The sequence below is a fragment of the Halorussus rarus genome (genome assembly GCF_003369835.1).
Taxonomy (GTDB): Archaea; Halobacteriota; Halobacteria; order Halobacteriales; family Haladaptataceae; genus Halorussus; species Halorussus rarus.
The window spans coordinates 887700-904117 of sequence record NZ_QPMJ01000001.1 but is presented as its reverse complement, the minus strand read 5'-3'; the positions used below and the strand labels follow the sequence as shown (position 1 = coordinate 904117).

At 68.4% G+C, this 16418-nt stretch carries 15 protein-coding genes and 1 tRNA gene; 5 read left to right on the top strand and 11 right to left on the bottom strand.

Annotated features, from left to right (window positions below; all coding sequences use genetic code 11):
- Positions 1 to 49: 49 nt before the first annotated feature.
- Positions 50 to 556: a Mov34/MPN/PAD-1 family protein gene (locus DVR07_RS04570; protein ID WP_115795573.1), complete on the bottom strand. Its 507-nt coding sequence runs from the start codon at positions 554 to 556 to the stop codon at positions 50 to 52.
- Between the two features lie 613 nt (positions 557 to 1169).
- Between DVR07_RS04570 and DVR07_RS04565 the strand changes: the two genes are divergently transcribed.
- A complete protein-coding gene (locus DVR07_RS04565; protein WP_115795572.1) occupies positions 1170 to 3074 on the top strand; it encodes a DHH family phosphoesterase in 1905 nt (634 codons plus the stop codon).
- Between the two features lie 37 nt (positions 3075 to 3111).
- Here the strand turns inward: DVR07_RS04565 and DVR07_RS04560 are convergent, their stop codons facing one another.
- The gene (locus DVR07_RS04560; protein WP_240318848.1) at positions 3112 to 4995 is read right to left on the bottom strand and encodes a phospholipase D-like domain-containing protein; all 1884 of its coding nucleotides are present in this window, start codon (positions 4993 to 4995) and stop codon (positions 3112 to 3114) included.
- A gap of 79 nt (positions 4996 to 5074) precedes the next feature.
- Here DVR07_RS04560 and DVR07_RS04555 point away from each other — a divergent pair, with 79 nt between their 5' ends.
- Positions 5075 to 5317: a hypothetical protein gene (locus DVR07_RS04555; protein ID WP_115795571.1), complete on the top strand. Its 243-nt coding sequence runs from the start codon at positions 5075 to 5077 to the stop codon at positions 5315 to 5317.
- Here the strand turns inward: DVR07_RS04555 and DVR07_RS21350 are convergent.
- The 3 genes from DVR07_RS21350 to DVR07_RS04545 all read right to left on the bottom strand — a co-directional run bounded on the left by DVR07_RS21350 (position 5306) and on the right by DVR07_RS04545 (position 7703).
- Positions 5306 to 5458 carry a DUF7837 family putative zinc-binding protein gene (locus DVR07_RS21350; protein WP_162829376.1) on the bottom strand — a complete coding sequence of 51 codons (153 nt, stop codon included), beginning with the start codon at positions 5456 to 5458 and terminating at the stop codon, positions 5306 to 5308. The two genes, DVR07_RS04555 and DVR07_RS21350, sit on opposite strands and share 12 nt — an antisense overlap.
- Positions 5459 to 5594: 136 nt before the next feature.
- Positions 5595 to 6905 (bottom strand): HEAT repeat domain-containing protein, encoded by a 1311-nt coding sequence (locus DVR07_RS04550; RefSeq protein WP_115795570.1) that lies wholly within the window; start codon positions 6903 to 6905, stop codon positions 5595 to 5597.
- A 57-nt stretch (positions 6906 to 6962) separates the two neighbouring features.
- Positions 6963 to 7703, bottom strand: a complete 741-nt coding sequence (locus DVR07_RS04545; RefSeq protein WP_115795569.1) for a protein sorting system archaetidylserine synthase — start codon at positions 7701 to 7703, stop codon at positions 6963 to 6965.
- Positions 7704 to 7848: 145 nt separating this feature from the next.
- On the opposite strand from DVR07_RS04545, the gene DVR07_RS04540 reads away from it, so the two are divergent.
- Positions 7849 to 8274, top strand: coding sequence for a plastocyanin/azurin family copper-binding protein (locus tag DVR07_RS04540; protein WP_115795568.1), 426 nt, complete (start codon positions 7849 to 7851; stop codon positions 8272 to 8274).
- 77 nt (positions 8275 to 8351) lie between these two features.
- Here the strand turns inward: DVR07_RS04540 and DVR07_RS04535 are convergent, their stop codons facing one another.
- From DVR07_RS04535 to DVR07_RS04520, 4 genes are read right to left on the bottom strand one after another with little or no spacing between them, the layout of a single operon-like run.
- A complete protein-coding gene (locus DVR07_RS04535) occupies positions 8352 to 8987 on the bottom strand; it encodes a 30S ribosomal protein S3ae (protein ID WP_115795567.1) in 636 nt (211 codons plus the stop codon).
- Complete coding sequence (locus DVR07_RS04530; protein WP_368280872.1) at positions 8984 to 9298, bottom strand: KEOPS complex subunit Pcc1; 315 nt, start codon at positions 9296 to 9298, stop codon at positions 8984 to 8986. The genes DVR07_RS04535 and DVR07_RS04530 overlap by 4 nt, the downstream gene beginning before the upstream one ends.
- A complete protein-coding gene (locus DVR07_RS04525; RefSeq protein ID WP_115795566.1) occupies positions 9295 to 10536 on the bottom strand; it encodes an exonuclease RecJ in 1242 nt (413 codons plus the stop codon). The genes DVR07_RS04530 and DVR07_RS04525 overlap by 4 nt, the downstream gene beginning before the upstream one ends.
- Positions 10537 to 11001: a 30S ribosomal protein S15 gene (locus DVR07_RS04520; RefSeq protein ID WP_115795565.1), complete on the bottom strand. Its 465-nt coding sequence runs from the start codon at positions 10999 to 11001 to the stop codon at positions 10537 to 10539.
- Positions 11002 to 11273: 272 nt separating this feature from the next.
- Between DVR07_RS04520 and DVR07_RS04515 the strand changes: the two genes are divergently transcribed.
- A tRNA-Ala gene (locus DVR07_RS04515) sits at positions 11274 to 11345 on the top strand.
- Positions 11346 to 11452: 107 nt separating this feature from the next.
- Here DVR07_RS04515 and DVR07_RS21345 read toward each other — a convergent pair.
- Together DVR07_RS21345 and DVR07_RS04510 are read right to left on the bottom strand one after the other, a co-directional pair.
- Positions 11453 to 12091 carry a hypothetical protein gene (locus DVR07_RS21345; protein ID WP_162829425.1) on the bottom strand — a complete coding sequence of 213 codons (639 nt, stop codon included), beginning with the start codon at positions 12089 to 12091 and terminating at the stop codon, positions 11453 to 11455.
- A 120-nt stretch (positions 12092 to 12211) separates the two neighbouring features.
- A complete protein-coding gene (locus tag DVR07_RS04510) occupies positions 12212 to 13750 on the bottom strand; it encodes an FAD-dependent oxidoreductase (protein WP_115795564.1) in 1539 nt (512 codons plus the stop codon).
- Between the two features lie 197 nt (positions 13751 to 13947).
- Here DVR07_RS04510 and DVR07_RS04505 point away from each other — a divergent pair, with 197 nt between their 5' ends.
- Positions 13948 to 16416: a GAF domain-containing protein gene (locus DVR07_RS04505; RefSeq protein WP_115795563.1), complete on the top strand. Its 2469-nt coding sequence runs from the start codon at positions 13948 to 13950 to the stop codon at positions 16414 to 16416.
- The last annotated feature ends 2 nt before the right edge of the window (positions 16417 to 16418 follow it).

Here is a 16418-nt window from a genome sequence, read left to right as displayed (position 1 = left end):
TCTCGTCGGTCGTTCGGAGTCCAGCGTCGCCGGTCGCGAGCCGGCCCGGTCATTCGGGGTCCTCGCGGAGGTCGTAGTCGAGTTCGGCGTCGATGTCGGCCTGCGTGAAGTCGAAGAACGACTCGCCCTCGGGCAGCGACACGTCGAGGACGTCGAGCTCGGTGGGCTCGCCCTCCCGGTCGAACGCTTGCCAGTCCTCGTCGTCGTAGGGGTAGCCGATGATGATGTGGACCTTCCCCTTGCCGAACGTGGCGAGGTCCTCCTTGCTCGGCTTGAGGACGCCGTTCGGGTGGGAGTGGACAGACCCGACGGAGTTGAAGTCGTTGGGGATCATGCTGGTCTTGACCGTGGCACTCACGGGGTTGGACTCGGTGCCCGGGATGACCAGCACGTCGGTGATGACCGTCCCCTCGCGCTCGAGCCCGAGCGACCGGGCGTCCTCGCCCCGGAGGAAGCCCATGTACTCGTGGGGGTGGGCGTCCTCGGACGCCGCGAGCCCGAACTGGAGGGCGTCCTCGGCGATGCCGAGTATCTCGCTCGACCGGAACAACCGCATGGTGGAAACTCCGGGCGGGCGCGTTCTAAAGGTTGCGAACCGGGAGGGGAAGGTGGGGAGGTTGCCCGTGCCGTCAAGAGTGGTACCTCTTCGTAATACTTTGATTGGCTGTGTCGAACCGCTCTCGGAGTCAAACTCGGAACCACAGTGGTGTCCTCCTCGAAAGCCCCTGCCCGGTCGCGGTCGCCTGAACGCCGTCGGACAAACCGCGTCCGACGAGCCTCCACCGTCAGAGCACGCGCTGACGAGCCTGCACTCGCTACCCCTCGTGCAGACCTCGCGCGCTTGGCGCGACATGACGCGCCAGCGCGCGCCGAAGTGGAACAGGCCACCGAGCGTCGACCGGTCCAGCAACCACCGCTAGGCAGGGCTGAAAGGGGCCGGTCGATCGCGTTCACTTCAGTCGTCTGAGCGACCCCTATCCGAGACGAGTGTAAACGAGCCGAGGATATGTCGTTCAGCGACCGCAAGCGGCCGGGGGCTTTCGGAAACGAAAGTCCGGTACCTTCGTCGGAGTCGATTCCGCCGGAGACTCGGGTCAAATCGTCGGTTCTGCGCTCACGAATCCAGTTGCAAACCCTTAAAATCGGCCGAACCGAAACCCCGAACAAGAATGGCATCTACCGACACCTCCGGCGAGGCCGACACCGTCGTCTACGACCTCGACCCGGACTGCACCCTCGAGGACGTCGAAGAGGGTAACTACTACCACGCCACCGTCAACGGCGTGGTCGACTACGGCGTGTTCGTCGACCTCTCCCAATCGGTCTCCGGACTCGCCCACGAGTCGAACTACGAGGGCAGCTACGAGGTCGGCGACGACCTCGTGGTCGAACTGACCGAGATACTGGAGAACGGCGACCTGAGCTTCGACCCGGTCGAACTCGACGAGTACGAGACCGTCGCGGTCGACCACGACTACGACGTCTCGGACGCGGGCGAACTCGGCGACGCCGTCGGCGACACCGTCCACCTCGAGGGCGAGGTCGTCCAGATCAAGCAGACCGGCGGCCCGACCATCTTCCACGTCAGCGACGAGACCGGCGTCGTCCCCTGCGCGGCGTTCGAGGAGGCCGGCGTCCGGGCCTACCCCGACGTCGAGATCGACGACGTGGTCCGCATCACCGGCCTCGTCGAGGAGCGGGACAACTCCCTCCAGGTCGAGGTCGACAACCTCGACGTGCTGACCGAGGACGACGCCGCGGACGTCCGCGAACGCCTCGAGGCCGCTCTCGAGGAGCGGGCCGAGCCCCACGAGACCGAGCCCCTCGTCGAGTGGCCCGCGCTGACCCAGATGTTCCCCGACCTCGAGAAGGTCGCCAAGCAGCTCCGCCGGACCGTGCTCGAGAGCCGTCCGATCCGGGTGCGCCACCACGCCGATGGCGACGGGATGTGCGCCTCGATTCCGGTCCAGTACGCCCTCGAGCGGTTCATCGAGGACACCCACCAGAACCCCGAGGCCAAGCGCCACCTGTTCAAGCGCCTGCCGAGCAAGGCGCCGTTCTACGAGATGGAGGACGTCACGCGGGACCTCAACTTCGCGCTGGAGGATCAGGCCCGCCACGGCCAGAAGCTCCCGCTCCTGCTGATGCTCGACAACGGCAGCACCGCCGAGGACGTCCCGGCGTACAAGAACCTCGCGCACTACGACATCCCCATCGTGGTCGTCGACCACCACCACCCCGACCCCGAGGCGGTCGAGCCCTACGTCGACAACCACGTCAATCCGTACCTCTACGACGAGGACTACCGCATCACGACCGGGATGATGTGCGTCGAGCTCGCCCGGATGATCTGGCCGCCGATCACCGAGGAGCTCCGCCACGTCCCCGCGGTCGCGGGCGTCTGCGACCGGTCGAAGGCCGACGCGATGACCGACTACGTCGAGCTCGCCGAGTCGGAGGGGTACGAGGAGTCGTTCATCCGGGAGATCGGCGAGGCGCTCGACTACGAGGCCCACTGGCTCAAGTACGACGCCGGCCGCAACCTCATCAACGACGTGCTGAACGTGGGCAACGGCGACGGCGACGAGCGCCACCGCGAGCTGGTCTCGTTCCTCTCGGAGACCGCCGAGTCCGAGGTCGACGACCAGCTCGAGGCCGCCATGCCCCACGTCGAGCACGAGCGCCTCGACAGCGACGCCCACCTCTACCGCATCGACGTCGAGAACCACGCCCACCGGTTCACCTACCCCGCGCCGGGCAAGACCACCGGCGAGATCCACGACCGGAAGGTCGAGGAGACCGGCGAACCGGTCATCACCATCGGCTACGGGCCGGACTTCGCGGTCCTCCGGAGCGACGGCGTGCGCCTCGACATCCCCGAGATGGTCTCGGAGCTCAACGAGGAGGTCGTGGGCGGCGGCGTCTCGGGCGGCGGCCACCTCGTCGTCGGCTCCATCAAGTTCGTGCCGGGGATGCGCGAGGAGGTGCTCGACGCCCTGGTCGAGAAGATGGCCGACGCCGAGATAGACGAGGAGCTCCAGAGCACGACCGTCGGCCACGAACAGGACGACTGAGCGACCGAGTGCGTTCCGGAGCGACCCGCAATCCCACCTACTTCTCGAACGCCACCTCCCGCCGCGAGTACAGTATCGCCGCGAGCGCGCCCACCGCCACGGCCGCGAGCAGACCGACCGGCACCCGACCGCTCCCGCGACCCTCCGCACTCGCCCGCCAGTCGGCGTCGAACGCGCCGGCGTAGAAGCCGCCGGCCTCCCGGCCGCGTAACACGACCGCGACCTCCCGGTTCGCCCGCGCGGAGTGGTTGTTCCAGTTCAAGCTGCCGACGACGGCTGCGTCGCCGTCCACGACGACGCCCTTGGCGTGGATCTTCTCGTAACGTCCGCGGGGGTCCGCCAGCCGGGCCTCCAGCGGGAGGTCCTCGGTTTCGGCGCGACGGTTCAGCCACTCGACCAGCGCCCGGTTGTCCTCCTCGACGTACCACGCGCTGCTCAGGAGGATTCGAACCTCGACGCCCCGACGGGCGGCCCGGAGCGTCGCCCGAAGCAGCGAGTGACGACGGCCGCCGACCGAGACCTGCTGGACCCGGATCGACTCGTCCGCGCCGCCGAGCAGGTCGAGGAGGGCGCTCTCCGCGTTGTCCGGGGCGACGAGCACGCTGCTCGACGACGCGTTCACGACGGTCGGCGCGATCCGGGACGGGTACGTGCCGTCCGCGGGTCCGGCGTCCGCCGGCTCGAAGACCCGCCCGCGGCGGAACTCGGACCACGTGGTCGCGCCCCGCCACCCGGCGTCGGCATCGAACACCGCGGCCAGGCGGCCGGCGACCGACTCGCTCCGGACGACCGCGCCCCAGCCACGACTCGAGCGGCCGCCGGTGCCGGCTGGCTTCCAGTTCTCGGTCGTCACCAGCGCACGGTCGTCGACGACGGCGTACTTCGGGTGGTGGAAGTCGTAGCGGGCCCGCGACCCGCCGAGGACCCGGACCGCGACGCCGCGGGCGACCAGCGAGTCGAGGAGTCGGGCCTCGCGCCGGGGCAGCCCGCCGACCGGCGCGGCGTCGACCAGCACCCGGACCGAGACGCCCCGCCGACTCGCCGCCGCAAGCGCGTCTGCGACCCGCCCGGACGTGAAGGAGTATCCCGCCAGCAGGACCCGCCGGTCGGCCCCTCGAAGTGTCTCGACGGGAACGTCCGGCGAGTCGGGGAGCACGAACGCGCGAGTCGTCGTTCGGTCGGTCCGGAGGACGTCGAAGTCGGTCGCACCGAGCGGCGTCCACCGCCAGCAGGAGTCGAGGTCAGTCTGGTTCGGGGAGCATCCGGAACGAGTGGCCTGGCTTCCCGACTTCCGCCCTCCGTTCTCGACGCGGTGCCAGCGCTCGCCCTCTGGCGCGTCTTCGTAGGTCACCGTCTCGCCGATAGTCGCGTTTTCGTTCGTTTCAGCGCCGCTCGCACCCGTCTGCCGCTCGACCAGCCGAACGGTCTCGCCGGCGTTCGCGAGCGGGAGGTCGCCCGTCAGTCTCACGACCGGCGCGTCGGTCAGGGTTCGGGCGGTTTCGGGGTCGGTCGACGCCGCGACGCGGCCGGAGACGGTCGCGTTCGGCAGGCGGGCCGCGGAATCGTCGTCGGCGAGCGACCAGTTCGCGAGATTCGTTCGCTCGGGGACTCGGATGACGACGAACTCCCCGGCGTCGCCGTCGGTCGCCGGGTTCGGGTAGACGGCGACGATGCCGGGCGTCGTGGCGTTCGGCGGAGTCGTGGTGGTGTTCTGGGCGGGTCGAGAGCCGGGTGACGGAGTGGTGGTCGGCGCGAGGCGGGCGGCCCTCGAAGTCTCCGGAGTCCCAGAAGTCGTTCCTGCGCCGTCTCCGGCCAGCATCGGTGACGCGTCTGCGTCGACCGCCGCCGGAACGGTCGCCGGCGCGACGACTGCGAGCAGGACCGCCGCGAGCACCGGCAGATCTGGCGCGGAGCGGGGCACGGGCGGAGTTGGTCCCGGCTTCGGTCTTAAACCCTCGGCGACCGGTGGCTTTTTGCTCGACAGGTTCGCCGGTGTGGGTATGGTAGACCTCGTGTCGGCACTCGAACTGTCGGGTTACGCGCTGGGAGCGCTCGGCGCGGCGCTGCTGTTCTTCGAGTTCTTCCAGTTACCGAGCTACGTCGAGTACAGCGAGGAGTACAACGACTACAGCGTCGACATCTCGCCGATGGAGGTGACCGAGCACACGTGGATCGGTCGCATCGGCGCGTTCCTGCTCATCGTCGCGTTCGCGGTGCAGTTCGTCGCCGCGCTACTCGGCTGACGGGTGGACCACGTCCCGGCAGTCGGGACACTCCGCGAAGCGGGCCGGGCGACCCTCGGACTCGTACTCGATGAGGAGGTAGTCGCTGGTGATGGCTTCCCCGCAGTTCGGGCAGAGTCCGAGCGTTTGCGTATCGAACACCATAGTTCGCCTACGTAATACGACGAAAAGGGGTGGCTTTGTTATGGTGTGGCTACGAGACGGCGCAAGCCGGTATCGTCGTACTACGACGGGCGCGCAGCGAGTAATGTAGTACTGAAAGCGAGGTACGGAGCGATTACGCCGGGGTTTCGGACCGACCGTCGGCCGCCTTCTCGGCCTCGACCTGCACGAGGTACGCCCGGTCGTCGGCGTAGGGCCGGACGGCCTCGAGCGCGCGCTCGGTGCCGATCTGGTTGAGCGCCCAGGCCGCGCTGGCCCGGACCTCGTCGGCGTCGTCGTCTTCGAGCACGTCGGCCAGCGGATCGATGGCCCGGGTGTCGCCGAGGAGCCCGAGCGCGCGGGCGGCCTGACTCCGGACCGAGGCGTCGTCGGCCGCGAGCCGGTCCGCGACGGGCTGGGTCGCCTCCTCGCTGCCGATCTCGCCTGCCGCCTTTAGCGCGGGCCTGGCGAGGCCGGGGTCGGAGTCGATGTAGTCGAGCACCGCGTCGAGGCCCTCCTCGCTGCCGATCTTGCCGAGGATGCGGATGGCGGGCTTGTCGCGGCGGCCGGCGCGCTCGACCATGGCGTCGAGCGAGTCTGGGTGGCCCATCCGCTCGAGCGATTCGAGGCAGTGTTCCTCCATGAAGTTCGACTGGAAGTTGTCGAGGCCGAGCAGGATCATGTCGGCGCGGCCGCGCTTCTCCCAGACCTTCAGCGCGTGCCACTCCGGCGGGTAGTCCTTGCGGTGCTCGAGCGCCTCGTAGAACCCCTGGGCCTGGAGCTGCTCGCGCGTCTCGAGGTCGTCCCACTCCTCGGCGTCCTCGACGCCCGCCTCCAGGTCGGCGGTGGCCTCCTCCAACTCCGCGATGGTCTCGGCGTCGTCGTCGGGGTCGAGTCCGGCCTCGCCGACGACGACCGCGGTCTCCTCGAGCGCATCTACGAGGTCCTCGACCTCGGGCGAGACGGTCACGCCGACGCTCGTGTCGAGAATCTCCTCGACGTCGGCCACGAACGCGTCGACCACGTCGGCCAGCTCCTCGCGGCCGGTGTCGGTCCACTCGGTGTCCTCGATGGTGGTGCCCGCCGCGGTGACGTCCTCGACGACGTCCTCGGCGTAGGGGCCCCGGGCCTCCTCGAGGTCGCTCCGGAGGTCGGCCAGCCGGTCCTCGAACCGCTCGCGGGGGTCCTCGGCCTCCTCGTCGTCCTCGTCGGGCTCCGGGAGGTCGGCGCGCTCGATGTCGGCCTCGACGTCGTCGAGTTCGGCCTCCACCTCGTCGAGGTCCGCCTCGGTCTCGGCGGCCTCCAGGTCCTCCTCGGCCGCGTCCAGTTCGGCCTCGATGTCCTCCTCGGTGAGCGCCGGTTCGACGGCCGTCTCCTCGGCCTCCGACTCTTCGACCTCCTCTTCCGGCTCCTCGGCCTCGTTCTCCTCGGCTTCCTCGTCGCTCATTCGACCCACCCCGCAAGGCTTACCGGACTCATATGTGCAAAACTCGGTGCGTACACCTCAAGAGCGTTTCCCTTCCACCTCGCGCGGGCTCACGTCGCGCTCCTCGAAGTCGCGGTCGGTCTCGCGCCAGTAGTACCGCGGTCCGAGCAGCAGGTACGCCAGCGCGGCCGCGAGCAGCAGTCTGGGGAACGCGCGGTCGAACGCCGCGGGGGCGAGGATGGCCAGCGCCTGGACGCCGCCCATCGCCACCGCGTCGCGGGCGAACAGGTCGGGGTAGGTCACGCGGGTCACCATCAGGTACGCGAAGACGGCCGTGGCCGCGACCAGAACCGGAGCGTTCGCGACGCCGGCGAGCACCGCGGCCGAGAGCACCGTCGCCGCGAGCGTGCTCGGGACGCCCTCGGTGTGGCCGTTCCCGACGTCGTAGGCGGTGTAGAGTCCGAGCCGGACCACCGCCATCGCCACGAAGACGGCGGGCACGCAGAACGCGACGACCGCCATCGGCGAGGGGTCGGCCAGCCCCCAGCGCTGGCGGGCGAGCTCGAACACCACCATGGCGGGCGCGACCCCGAACGAGGCGACGTCGGCCAATGAGTCGAGGTACTCGCCCGCCGGGGTCGACCCCACCTTGCGGGCGACCACGCCGTCGAGGCCGTCGGCGACCGCCGCGAGCAGCACGAGCTGAGCCGCCAGCCCCGGGTCGACGGTCGCGACCGCGGCCGCGAGGAAGCCGACCGCGGCGTTGGCGACCGTCACCGCGTCGGCCAGACCGAGCCGACCCACGAACCGGGGTTCCATACGTGTCGCGTGTGCGACGGCCGTTCATACGTCTTTATATCCGGCCGACTCTCGCCCGCCGGACAGGTCCGGCGACCGGACCGTCCCGACCGCCGGCCGGTGCAGTTCCGCATGACCTAAATCGCTCGCGTGCCGAGTGTCGGGCATGGACCGCCGAACGTTCCTCGCCGGAGCCGCGGGCGTCGGATCGCTTGGGTTGGCCGGCTGCACCGCGCTCGGGGGCGGGGGCGACGCACCGAGCGACTACGACATCGGCATGGGTGCGGCGTTCTTCCGGCCCCCGGAGCTCGAAGTCCGGGCGGGCGAGACGGTCGTCTGGGCCAACACAGGCAACCGCCGCCACACCGTCACCGCCTACGAGAACCAGATCCCCGACGAAGCGACCTACTTCGCATCGGGCGGCTTCGACTCCGAGCAGGCCGCCCGCGACGGCTGGATGGACGGCTTCGAGGGGCGCATCAACGCGGGCCAGACGTACGAGCGGACCTTCGAGATCCCCGGCGAGTACCACTACTTCTGCATCCCCCACGAGCCGAGCGGGATGGTCGGCAAGATAATCGTGACGGAGTAGCGACTCGGCGCTCGGATAAAACGAGAATCGAATCGGCCCGACCGTTCGGGTTCTGAATCGAGTTCCGACGTCCGCGCTCAGACCTCGACCTCTTCCTCGTCGACGTCGACGGAGGTCTCCTCCTCGGCGGCGACCTCCTCGGGGCGGGCCTCCAGCGTCGCCTTCTGGACCTCGACGCGGCGGAGCGGGTAGATGGTCTTGGCCTCGCCGTAGATGGCCGACGAGAGCCGGCCCTCGACCACGCTGTCGATGAGGGCCTCGAAGGTCCGGTCCTCGGCGGCGTCCTCGACGATGTCGACCATCGTCTCGCGGATGGCCTTCTCCTGGCTCGCGTCGGCGTCCTTGGTCGTGAACGCGACCGGCTGGACCTGGACGCGGTAGTCGTCGGTCGTCAGCACCGTGACGTACGCCTCGACCTTCGAGGCGCCGCGGCGCACGAGGCTCCGCAGGTAGTCGCGGGTGAGCTCGTGCTTGATGAACTCGGTGTACGCCGAGTCGCTGCCCACGTCGTTGATCTTGAACGTGAGCTTGGTGTTGTTCTCGCTGGCGTCGCCCTTCAGCTCGCCCAGCGTGGTCTCGACGTTGCGGCCGAGCACCTTGTCCGGTTCGTCCGCGGGGGTGCCACCGAGCTCCTGTCGGTCGAACTGCTCGGGAGCGTGGATGGTGTACCACCGCTTCTCCTGCTTCTGCTTGGATACGGATCGTTCGCTCATGATTGGGTTTCGTCTGTGTGGTCTGCTTCGAATCGTTTCGCTGCCTGTACGACTTCCTGCGCCACCGCGAGGTTCACGACGTAGTCGTCGACCGTGGTCCGGAGGCCGCCGGTCGTCCCGCGCTCGATCGACGTCTCGACGACGCCGCCCTTCGCGCGAGTGTCGATCTCGGGCGTGTTGTCCGGGCGAACCGACGCCGCCAGCACCGCGGCGTCGTCGACCTCGGTCCGGATGGTCGCCGAGCGACCGGTCTGCTCGTCCGCGCCGGGCCGGCCGGCAGCCTCCCCGGCATCGGGTTGCCGACCGGTCACGGTCTGGCCTCCCGGAACGCGGCGAGGAACTCCGTGGCCTCTGTCTCGGGGTCGAAGCGGGCGTAGCCGCGGTCGGCCGCGCCGCCGCCGGTGCCGCCGACCGCGCGCGCGGCGTCGGTCATCGCCGGCCCGACGCGCCCGTCGGCGTCCGCGACCGCCGCCGCGGCGGCTTCGGACTCGCTCACGACCAGCGCGACGGGTTCGGGCGACCGGAAGTCCCGGAGGAGCCGAGCGACCGTCTCCACGGGCGCGTCCTCCGTCCGGAGCGCGAGCAGGCCGTCGTACCGCCCGGTCGTCCCCTCGCGGAGGACCCGGTGTGCTCGCGCGGCGTGGTCGCGCCACGCGTCGAGCGCGTCGGTCCGCGCGCCGTGGCCGAGCGCCAGGGCGACGCCGGTGCCCGGGCGCTCGCGCGCGACGGCGTCGAGCACGTCGGCGTAGCCCTCGACCGTCGCGAAGGGGCCGGCCGAGCTCCGGTCGTCGGACTCGTCGTCGGTGATCGCGTGGGGTCGGAGCGCGCGCTCGACCGACTCCGCGGCGCGGTCGGTCGCGCCCTCGGCGCCGGCGACCGCCAGCGCGTACTCGGAGGCGACCCGGCGGTGGGCCGACTCGTCGAGTTCGGCGGGCAGGCCGAGTTCGGCCAGCGTCGCCTGGGCGGCCTCGCGGTCGCCCGAGTACTCGGCGTGGGCCAGCGTCGAGTGGGCCAGGCCGTCGGCGAGGTCGTCGGTCGGCACGCCGACGCCGGGCCGGCGCTCGATCGCGGACTCGCCGGCCTGTTCGAGGACGTGGGCGCTCTCGCCCGCGCCCGCGGGGTGGCCCGCGGCGACCGCGCCGGCGAGCGCCAGCACGGGGTCGGGCGACGCGCCGAGGTCGCGGGCCGCGTCGAACGCGGTCACGCTCGCCGGCGCCGCCTCGCCCGGCAGGCTGACGTCCGCGGCGTCGTCGAGGCCGATGCCGACTGTGGTGTCGTCGGGGTCTGCCGGTCCGCGTCCGTCGGTCTCGTCGCTGTCGGCTCCGGCGTCATCGCCGGGGCGGGCGAGCGTCTCGCCGAAGCGCCCGACCCGGATCTGGTAGGGGACGCCGCGCTCGGCGAGGGCGCCCGCGAGCAGCCCCGCGGCCGCGAGGCAGTCGCCGTCGGCGCGCGCGAGGACGCGAACGAAGTCGGCCTCGCGCAGGCCCGCGGCCACGTCGCCGGCAGAGGGGGCTGGCCCGTCGGTTCCGCTTCGACCCGAGGTGGACATCTACTCGAGGAGTTCCTTGGCGGTCTCGTAGGAGTACGAGAAGTCCGCGTCGAGTTCGTCGCCGCGGTAGTAGTCGACGAGCCGGCGGACCTTCGACTGGGTGTTCTGGAGCGCCCGCTTGTTCTGGGCGTCCTGGGGGTTCTCGTCCATGTGCTCGCGCAGGCGGACGGCCCGCTCGAGCAGGTTGCGGAGGTCCTCCGGGATGTCGCCGTCGGCGTCGTTCTCCTCGAGGATCTCGGTGACCTTCTTGCCGGTCGCCAGCTTCACGTCGGGGACGGGCGTGCCCTTCACGCCCTCGTCGCGCAGCTTCAGGCCGATCTCGCTCGGGCTGTGGCCCTGCTCGGCCAGCTCGACCACGCGGTCCTCGATGGCGTCCTCGTCTACGTCGCTCCACTCCGGCGGTTCGTCTGCCACGGGCTTGTCCGAGTCGGACGACCCGCGGCGGCGGGTGTGCATTCGTGCCATGGTTATCGGATTGGAACTGCACAGGCCGCTTATCGCTGACGCAGAGAGCGTCGGCGTGCAAATACGTCGGTGAGACGCGGCGCACGTCCGCAATCCCGAGCCGAGCAAGCGCCCGGCGAGTCAGATTTGCGGCTGTGCTGTTCCCGTACTCGGTACGGAGTGGGCGGAGGTAGTTAAATGGTAAGATTCCGCCGCGGGTGTCGTACCCTCTCCAGGTGGTCGGATTCCGAGAGGTTTATCAGTACCCCCGGACAACGTTGGGATGCGTTCGAGGGCTCGTAGATCAGCGGTAGATCATCCCCCTGGCACGGGGAAGGCCTCGGGTTCAAATCCCGACGAGTCCACTTCCTTCCCTCGTTTCACTCGGTCAGTCGTGGACTCGTCGACCTTCGCGAACAAACCGCGTTCGCTCAGTCCCGACGAGTCATTCTCCCAAAATTCTGTCCCCTGATCATGGATTCATTTGATTGTACCACCGATCTCGTAACTCCCTTTCAGGACTACAAATCAGCAAGAACTGTACATCATACTCTTCAGCATGCTCTGAATGGCCGGTTCGCTGAATCGGCCAAAGCAAGCCCTGGTATGGATACGTTTCACCGTACTTTGCTGCGCGGACAGACTGAATAACGTGACTTCGACTTCCCCAATTATCGGTTGAGGTTTCACCGCGGAACTTCACATCACCAATTTGCCCTGCGACTTCAATATAGGTCTCTCCATCCACATCGCTTTCAAAGGGCTTCGTAGAAACTTCACAAGAAAACCGATATAGCTGACTTAGGTCAAGACCTTCCTCACTAACCTCCGAAAGACTCGGTATCTCCTCGTCAGAGAGAATTTCATTGGCTAGCTTTTTGGCCTTTAGCATGTCATCATCGAAGTTTATACTGTGAATCTCAGATTTTGTCACCTCACCAGAAACGGTGCTAGAAATGAACGAGAAAAATGAGCCGAGTTTACCACGAACAGACCCCATAACACGCGACCCACGCTCTATCTCTATTTGTTCAACATCACCGTATAACTCGGAATAGGCTTGCTTTACTGCGCTTTTAGAAGCATACATCACATGTTGATAGTCAGTCATACGAGCTGTAAAATAGTATAAGAAGATAGAAGATAAAACCCTTTTGCAGATTTAAATATAATTTAATCCGTCAATAGAGATCATAGTGGGGATTGAGATTCGCCGGCTCTTAATTGATTCTCAGAAGTCCATAACACCCTTGTACAGTTGCTTCACCGTCAGGTGGTCCCGCTCGACCTGCTCACGCACGTCCTCGTAGAACTCGTCTCTCTCACGAACAACGTCGTCGCTCACGTCGAAGTCGTGCTCCTCGTAGAACTCCGAGGTGGCGCCCATGTTCCGCATGACCGTGTAGAAGTCCGGTAGCGCGAAGATCTTGAGTTCCGCCAGGTGGGTGGCGTCCGCGGTGTCGACGGTCCAGTCGTACCCGTACCGGTCGAACTCGTCGGCGACGAGTTCGGTCCGAGGGCTGCCCACCGCCGACCGGACGTCCTCCCAGAACTCGGTGTCGCCCGAGGCGTACTCGTAGTGGACGCCGATGAAGTCGTGGATGGACTCCCAGGTGCGGGCGACCGAGGTGCTGAACGCGTCCCGGAGCGCGTCGTCGGCGACGCGGCCGTGCGACGAGAGGAGGTTGGCGAACTGGAGCGCGAGCGAGGCGTTGGCGGTGAGCGCGGTCGACTGGAGCGGTTCGACGAACCCCTGGGCGTTCCCGATGGCCAGGCAGTTGTCGACCCAGGCACGCTCGTAGTAGCCCGACGAGAAGTCGTAGCGGTCGACGTCGTCCGCGGAGATGTCCGGGTCGGCGCCGTCGGGGGCCACCGACGCGACGAACTCCCGGAACTCCGCGAGGGCCGCCTCGTCGTCGGCGTACTCCGAGGCGAAGACGTACCCCAGGTCGCGGTCGTCGTAGGTGTCGATCTGCCAGAACCAGCCCTGGTCGCCGGTCTCGATGACGGTGGCGGGCACGACGTCGTCGAGCGACAGGGGAATCCGAACGTTGAGCGCCGCGTCGAGCGGGAACCCGAAGTCCCGGAACGCGACGTCCTGCTCCCGTCGGAGCACGCGGTTGAACCCCGTCGCGTCGACGAACAGGTCGGCCTCGTAGCTCTGCTGCTTGCTCCGGACGCGGTCGACGCGCGACCCCGTCGTCTCGACGGCCGTGATCTCGTCGTCGATTAATGAAATGCCGCGCTCCCGGCAGAGTTCCCGGAGGAAGCCGTTGAACCGCTGGGTGTCGAGGTGGTAGGCGACCTTGTCGTACCGGTCGAGGTCGCCGTCGGGCCCGTAGAACCACGGCGACTTGCCCTGCGCGACCAACTGCTCGCACTTCGTCAGGTGGTCGGGGCTGTCGTAGAGCTCGTCGTAGTGGTGGTAGTAGTGCTCGACCGCGTTCGGCGTGTCGGCGTCGGGGTACTTGTCCGGCGGGTCGAACGGGTACTGGAACTCGGGGGAGTCACACCAGTCCCGGAAGTACACCGACGCCTTCCAGACGGGCTTGACCTCCGAGACGAACCGCGGTTCGTCGATGCCGAGCGACCCGTGGAGGATGGTCTGTATCTCCCGGTAGGTGCTCTTGCCGACCTGCGGCACCGCCTGCTGGAAGTCGTCGACCACCGACACGTCGACGCCCGGGTTCATCCGCCGGACGGCCAGCGCCGTCAGCAGCCCCACGTCGCCCCCGCCCGCGATGGTCACGTCGTCTACCGTGCCGTTCATGACTACTACATCGCGGATACCCGCGGACAATAATAGCTTCGACGGTTCAGTGCCGCGGTAGCATCCCGCAGTGACACGGGCGGCGTCCCGCGCGCCTCTCGAAATCGAGGGACGCCCGTGCACACTCTTTATTTCCAACATCATTCGCGGTAATTTTGGAAACATATTTACGAGCTTGTTCGGTAAAGATATCCTGAATGTCGGACAGGCAATCATCCCCGTCGGATTCTCCGATCTCGGTCCTCTACGTCGACGACGACGAGCAGCTCCTCGAGCTCACGCGGGAGTTCCTCGAGACCGAGAATCCGCGGCTCGGCGTCGAGACCGCCGCGTCCCCGCAGCGCGGCCTCGAACTGCTCGACCGCCGGGAGTTCGACGTCGTGGTCTGCGACTACCAGATGCCCGAGATGGACGGCCTGGCGGTCCTGGAGACCGTCCGCGAGGAGCGCGGGAGCGACGTCCCGTTCGTGCTGTTCACCGGGAAGGGCCGCAAGGAGGTCGCGATAGACGCGCTAAACCTCGGCGCCGACCGGTACGTCCGGAAGGGCGGCGACCCGACCGCCCAGTACGGCGTGCTCGCGGAGGCCGTCCGCCAGGAGGTCGACCACCACCGCACGCGGAACCGGCTCGAACGCCGGGAGGGGAACCTGCGGCGGGTCCTCGAGTCCATCGGCGACGCGGTCATCACGACCGACGTCGACGGCCGTATCACCCGGATGAACTCCGTCGCCGAGGAGCTCACGGGGTGGACGTCCGCCGACGCGGTCGGCCGCCCGCTCCCGGAGGTGTTCGAGATCCTGAACCAGGAGACCCGCGACCCCGAGCCGAACCCGGCCGAGAAGGTCCTCGACACCGGGCGGATCGTCGGGCTCGCGAACGGGACCGTCCTCAAACGGAGGGGCGGGTCAGAGCGGTTCATCGCCGACAGCGCGGCCCCCATCGAGAACGAGGACGGCGACGTCCTCGGGGTCGTCATCGTCTTCCGGGACGTCACCGACGAGTACCGGGCCCGCGAGCGCCAGCGCGAGCAGCGACGGACCGTCATCGACCTCTCGGTCGACGACGACATCTCGGCGGGCGACCTCGACCGCGGCGCGCGGACGATAACCGAGGCGGCGGCCGACGCCCTCGACGTCGACCGCGTCGGGCTCTGGCTGTTCGAGAACGGGAACGCGGTCCTCCGGAACGTCGACCTCTACGAGCGGGCGACCGACGCCCACGAATCGGGGGCCGAACTGACCGCGAGCGAACTCCCCGACTACTTCGACGCGCTCGAGAGCCACAGGGTCGTCGACGCGACCGACGCCCGCACCGACCCGCGCACCGCGGAGCTCCGCGACGAGTACCTCGACCGGCTCGGCATCACCTCGATGCTCGACGCCACGGTCCGATCGGGCGGCGAGGTCGTCGGGGTCCTCTGCCACGAGCACGCCGGCGAGCCCCGCGAGTGGACCGACGACGAACTCCGGTTCGCGGGCGAACTCGCCGACCAGGTCCTCCGGCTGCTCAACAACCGGCGACAGCGGGCGTACGAGGCGGCCCTGAAGGAGCTCCACGACATCGCGACCGACATCACGTCGTACGACACGCGCCGGGAGATCTGCCGGCGCACGGTCGACGTCGCCGAGACCATCCTCGACTTCGACCTCTGCGTGGTCAACCTCGAAGAGGACGGGACCCTCCCGATAATGGCCATCTCCGAGGACCTGCCGCCGGACGCCGCGACGCCGATGTCGGTCGACGAGGGCATCGCCGGGAAGACCTACCGGGCCGGCGAGTCGTTCCGGTACGACGACGTGCAGTCGGTAGACGAGGCCAACCCGCAGGGCCCGTACCGGGCGGCGCTCAGCGTGCCTATCGGCGACCACGGGGTCTTCCAGACCGTGAGCGAGCGCGTCGGGGCGTTCGACGAGCACGACCGGGAACTGGCCGAACTGCTGGTCTCCCACGCCGCCCGGGCGCTCGACCGACTCGAAGGCGAGCGCGAGCTCCGCCGCCGGAACGAGCGGCTCGACGACTTCGCCGGCATCGTCTCCCACGACCTGCGCAACCCGCTGAACGTCGCCCAGGGCCGGCTCGAGCTCGCCCGCGAGGAGTGCGAGAGCCCGCACCTCGACGACGTGGCCCGGGCCCACGACCGGATGGAGACCCTCATCGACGACCTCCTGACGCTCGCCCGCCAGGGGCGGACCGCGACCCGGACCGGCCCCGTCGACCTCGCGGAGACGGTCGAGCGGTGCTGGCGGAACGTCGAGACCGAGGGCGCGACGCTCGCCGTCGACGCCGACCGCGACGTCCGGGCCGACGACGGGCTGGTCCGACAGCTCCTGGAGAACCTCTTCCGCAACGCCGTCGAGCACGGCGGCCCCGACGTGACGGTCCGGGTCGGCGTCCTGGAAGATGTCTCCGCGAGCAACGCGAGCGGAGGCTCGACGGACGAGTCCGTCGGCGGGTTCTTCGTCGAGGACGACGGTCGCGGCATCCCCCCGGAACGGCGGACCGAGGTGTTCGAGATGGGGTACTCGACCGAGGAGGGCGGAACGGGGCTCGGGCTCTCCATCGTGAAGCAGGTCTGCGACGCCCACGGGTGGGACGTGACCGTCGCCGAGGGGACCGACGGCGGGACTCGACTCGAGATCACCGACGTCACCGTACTGACCGAATAGAG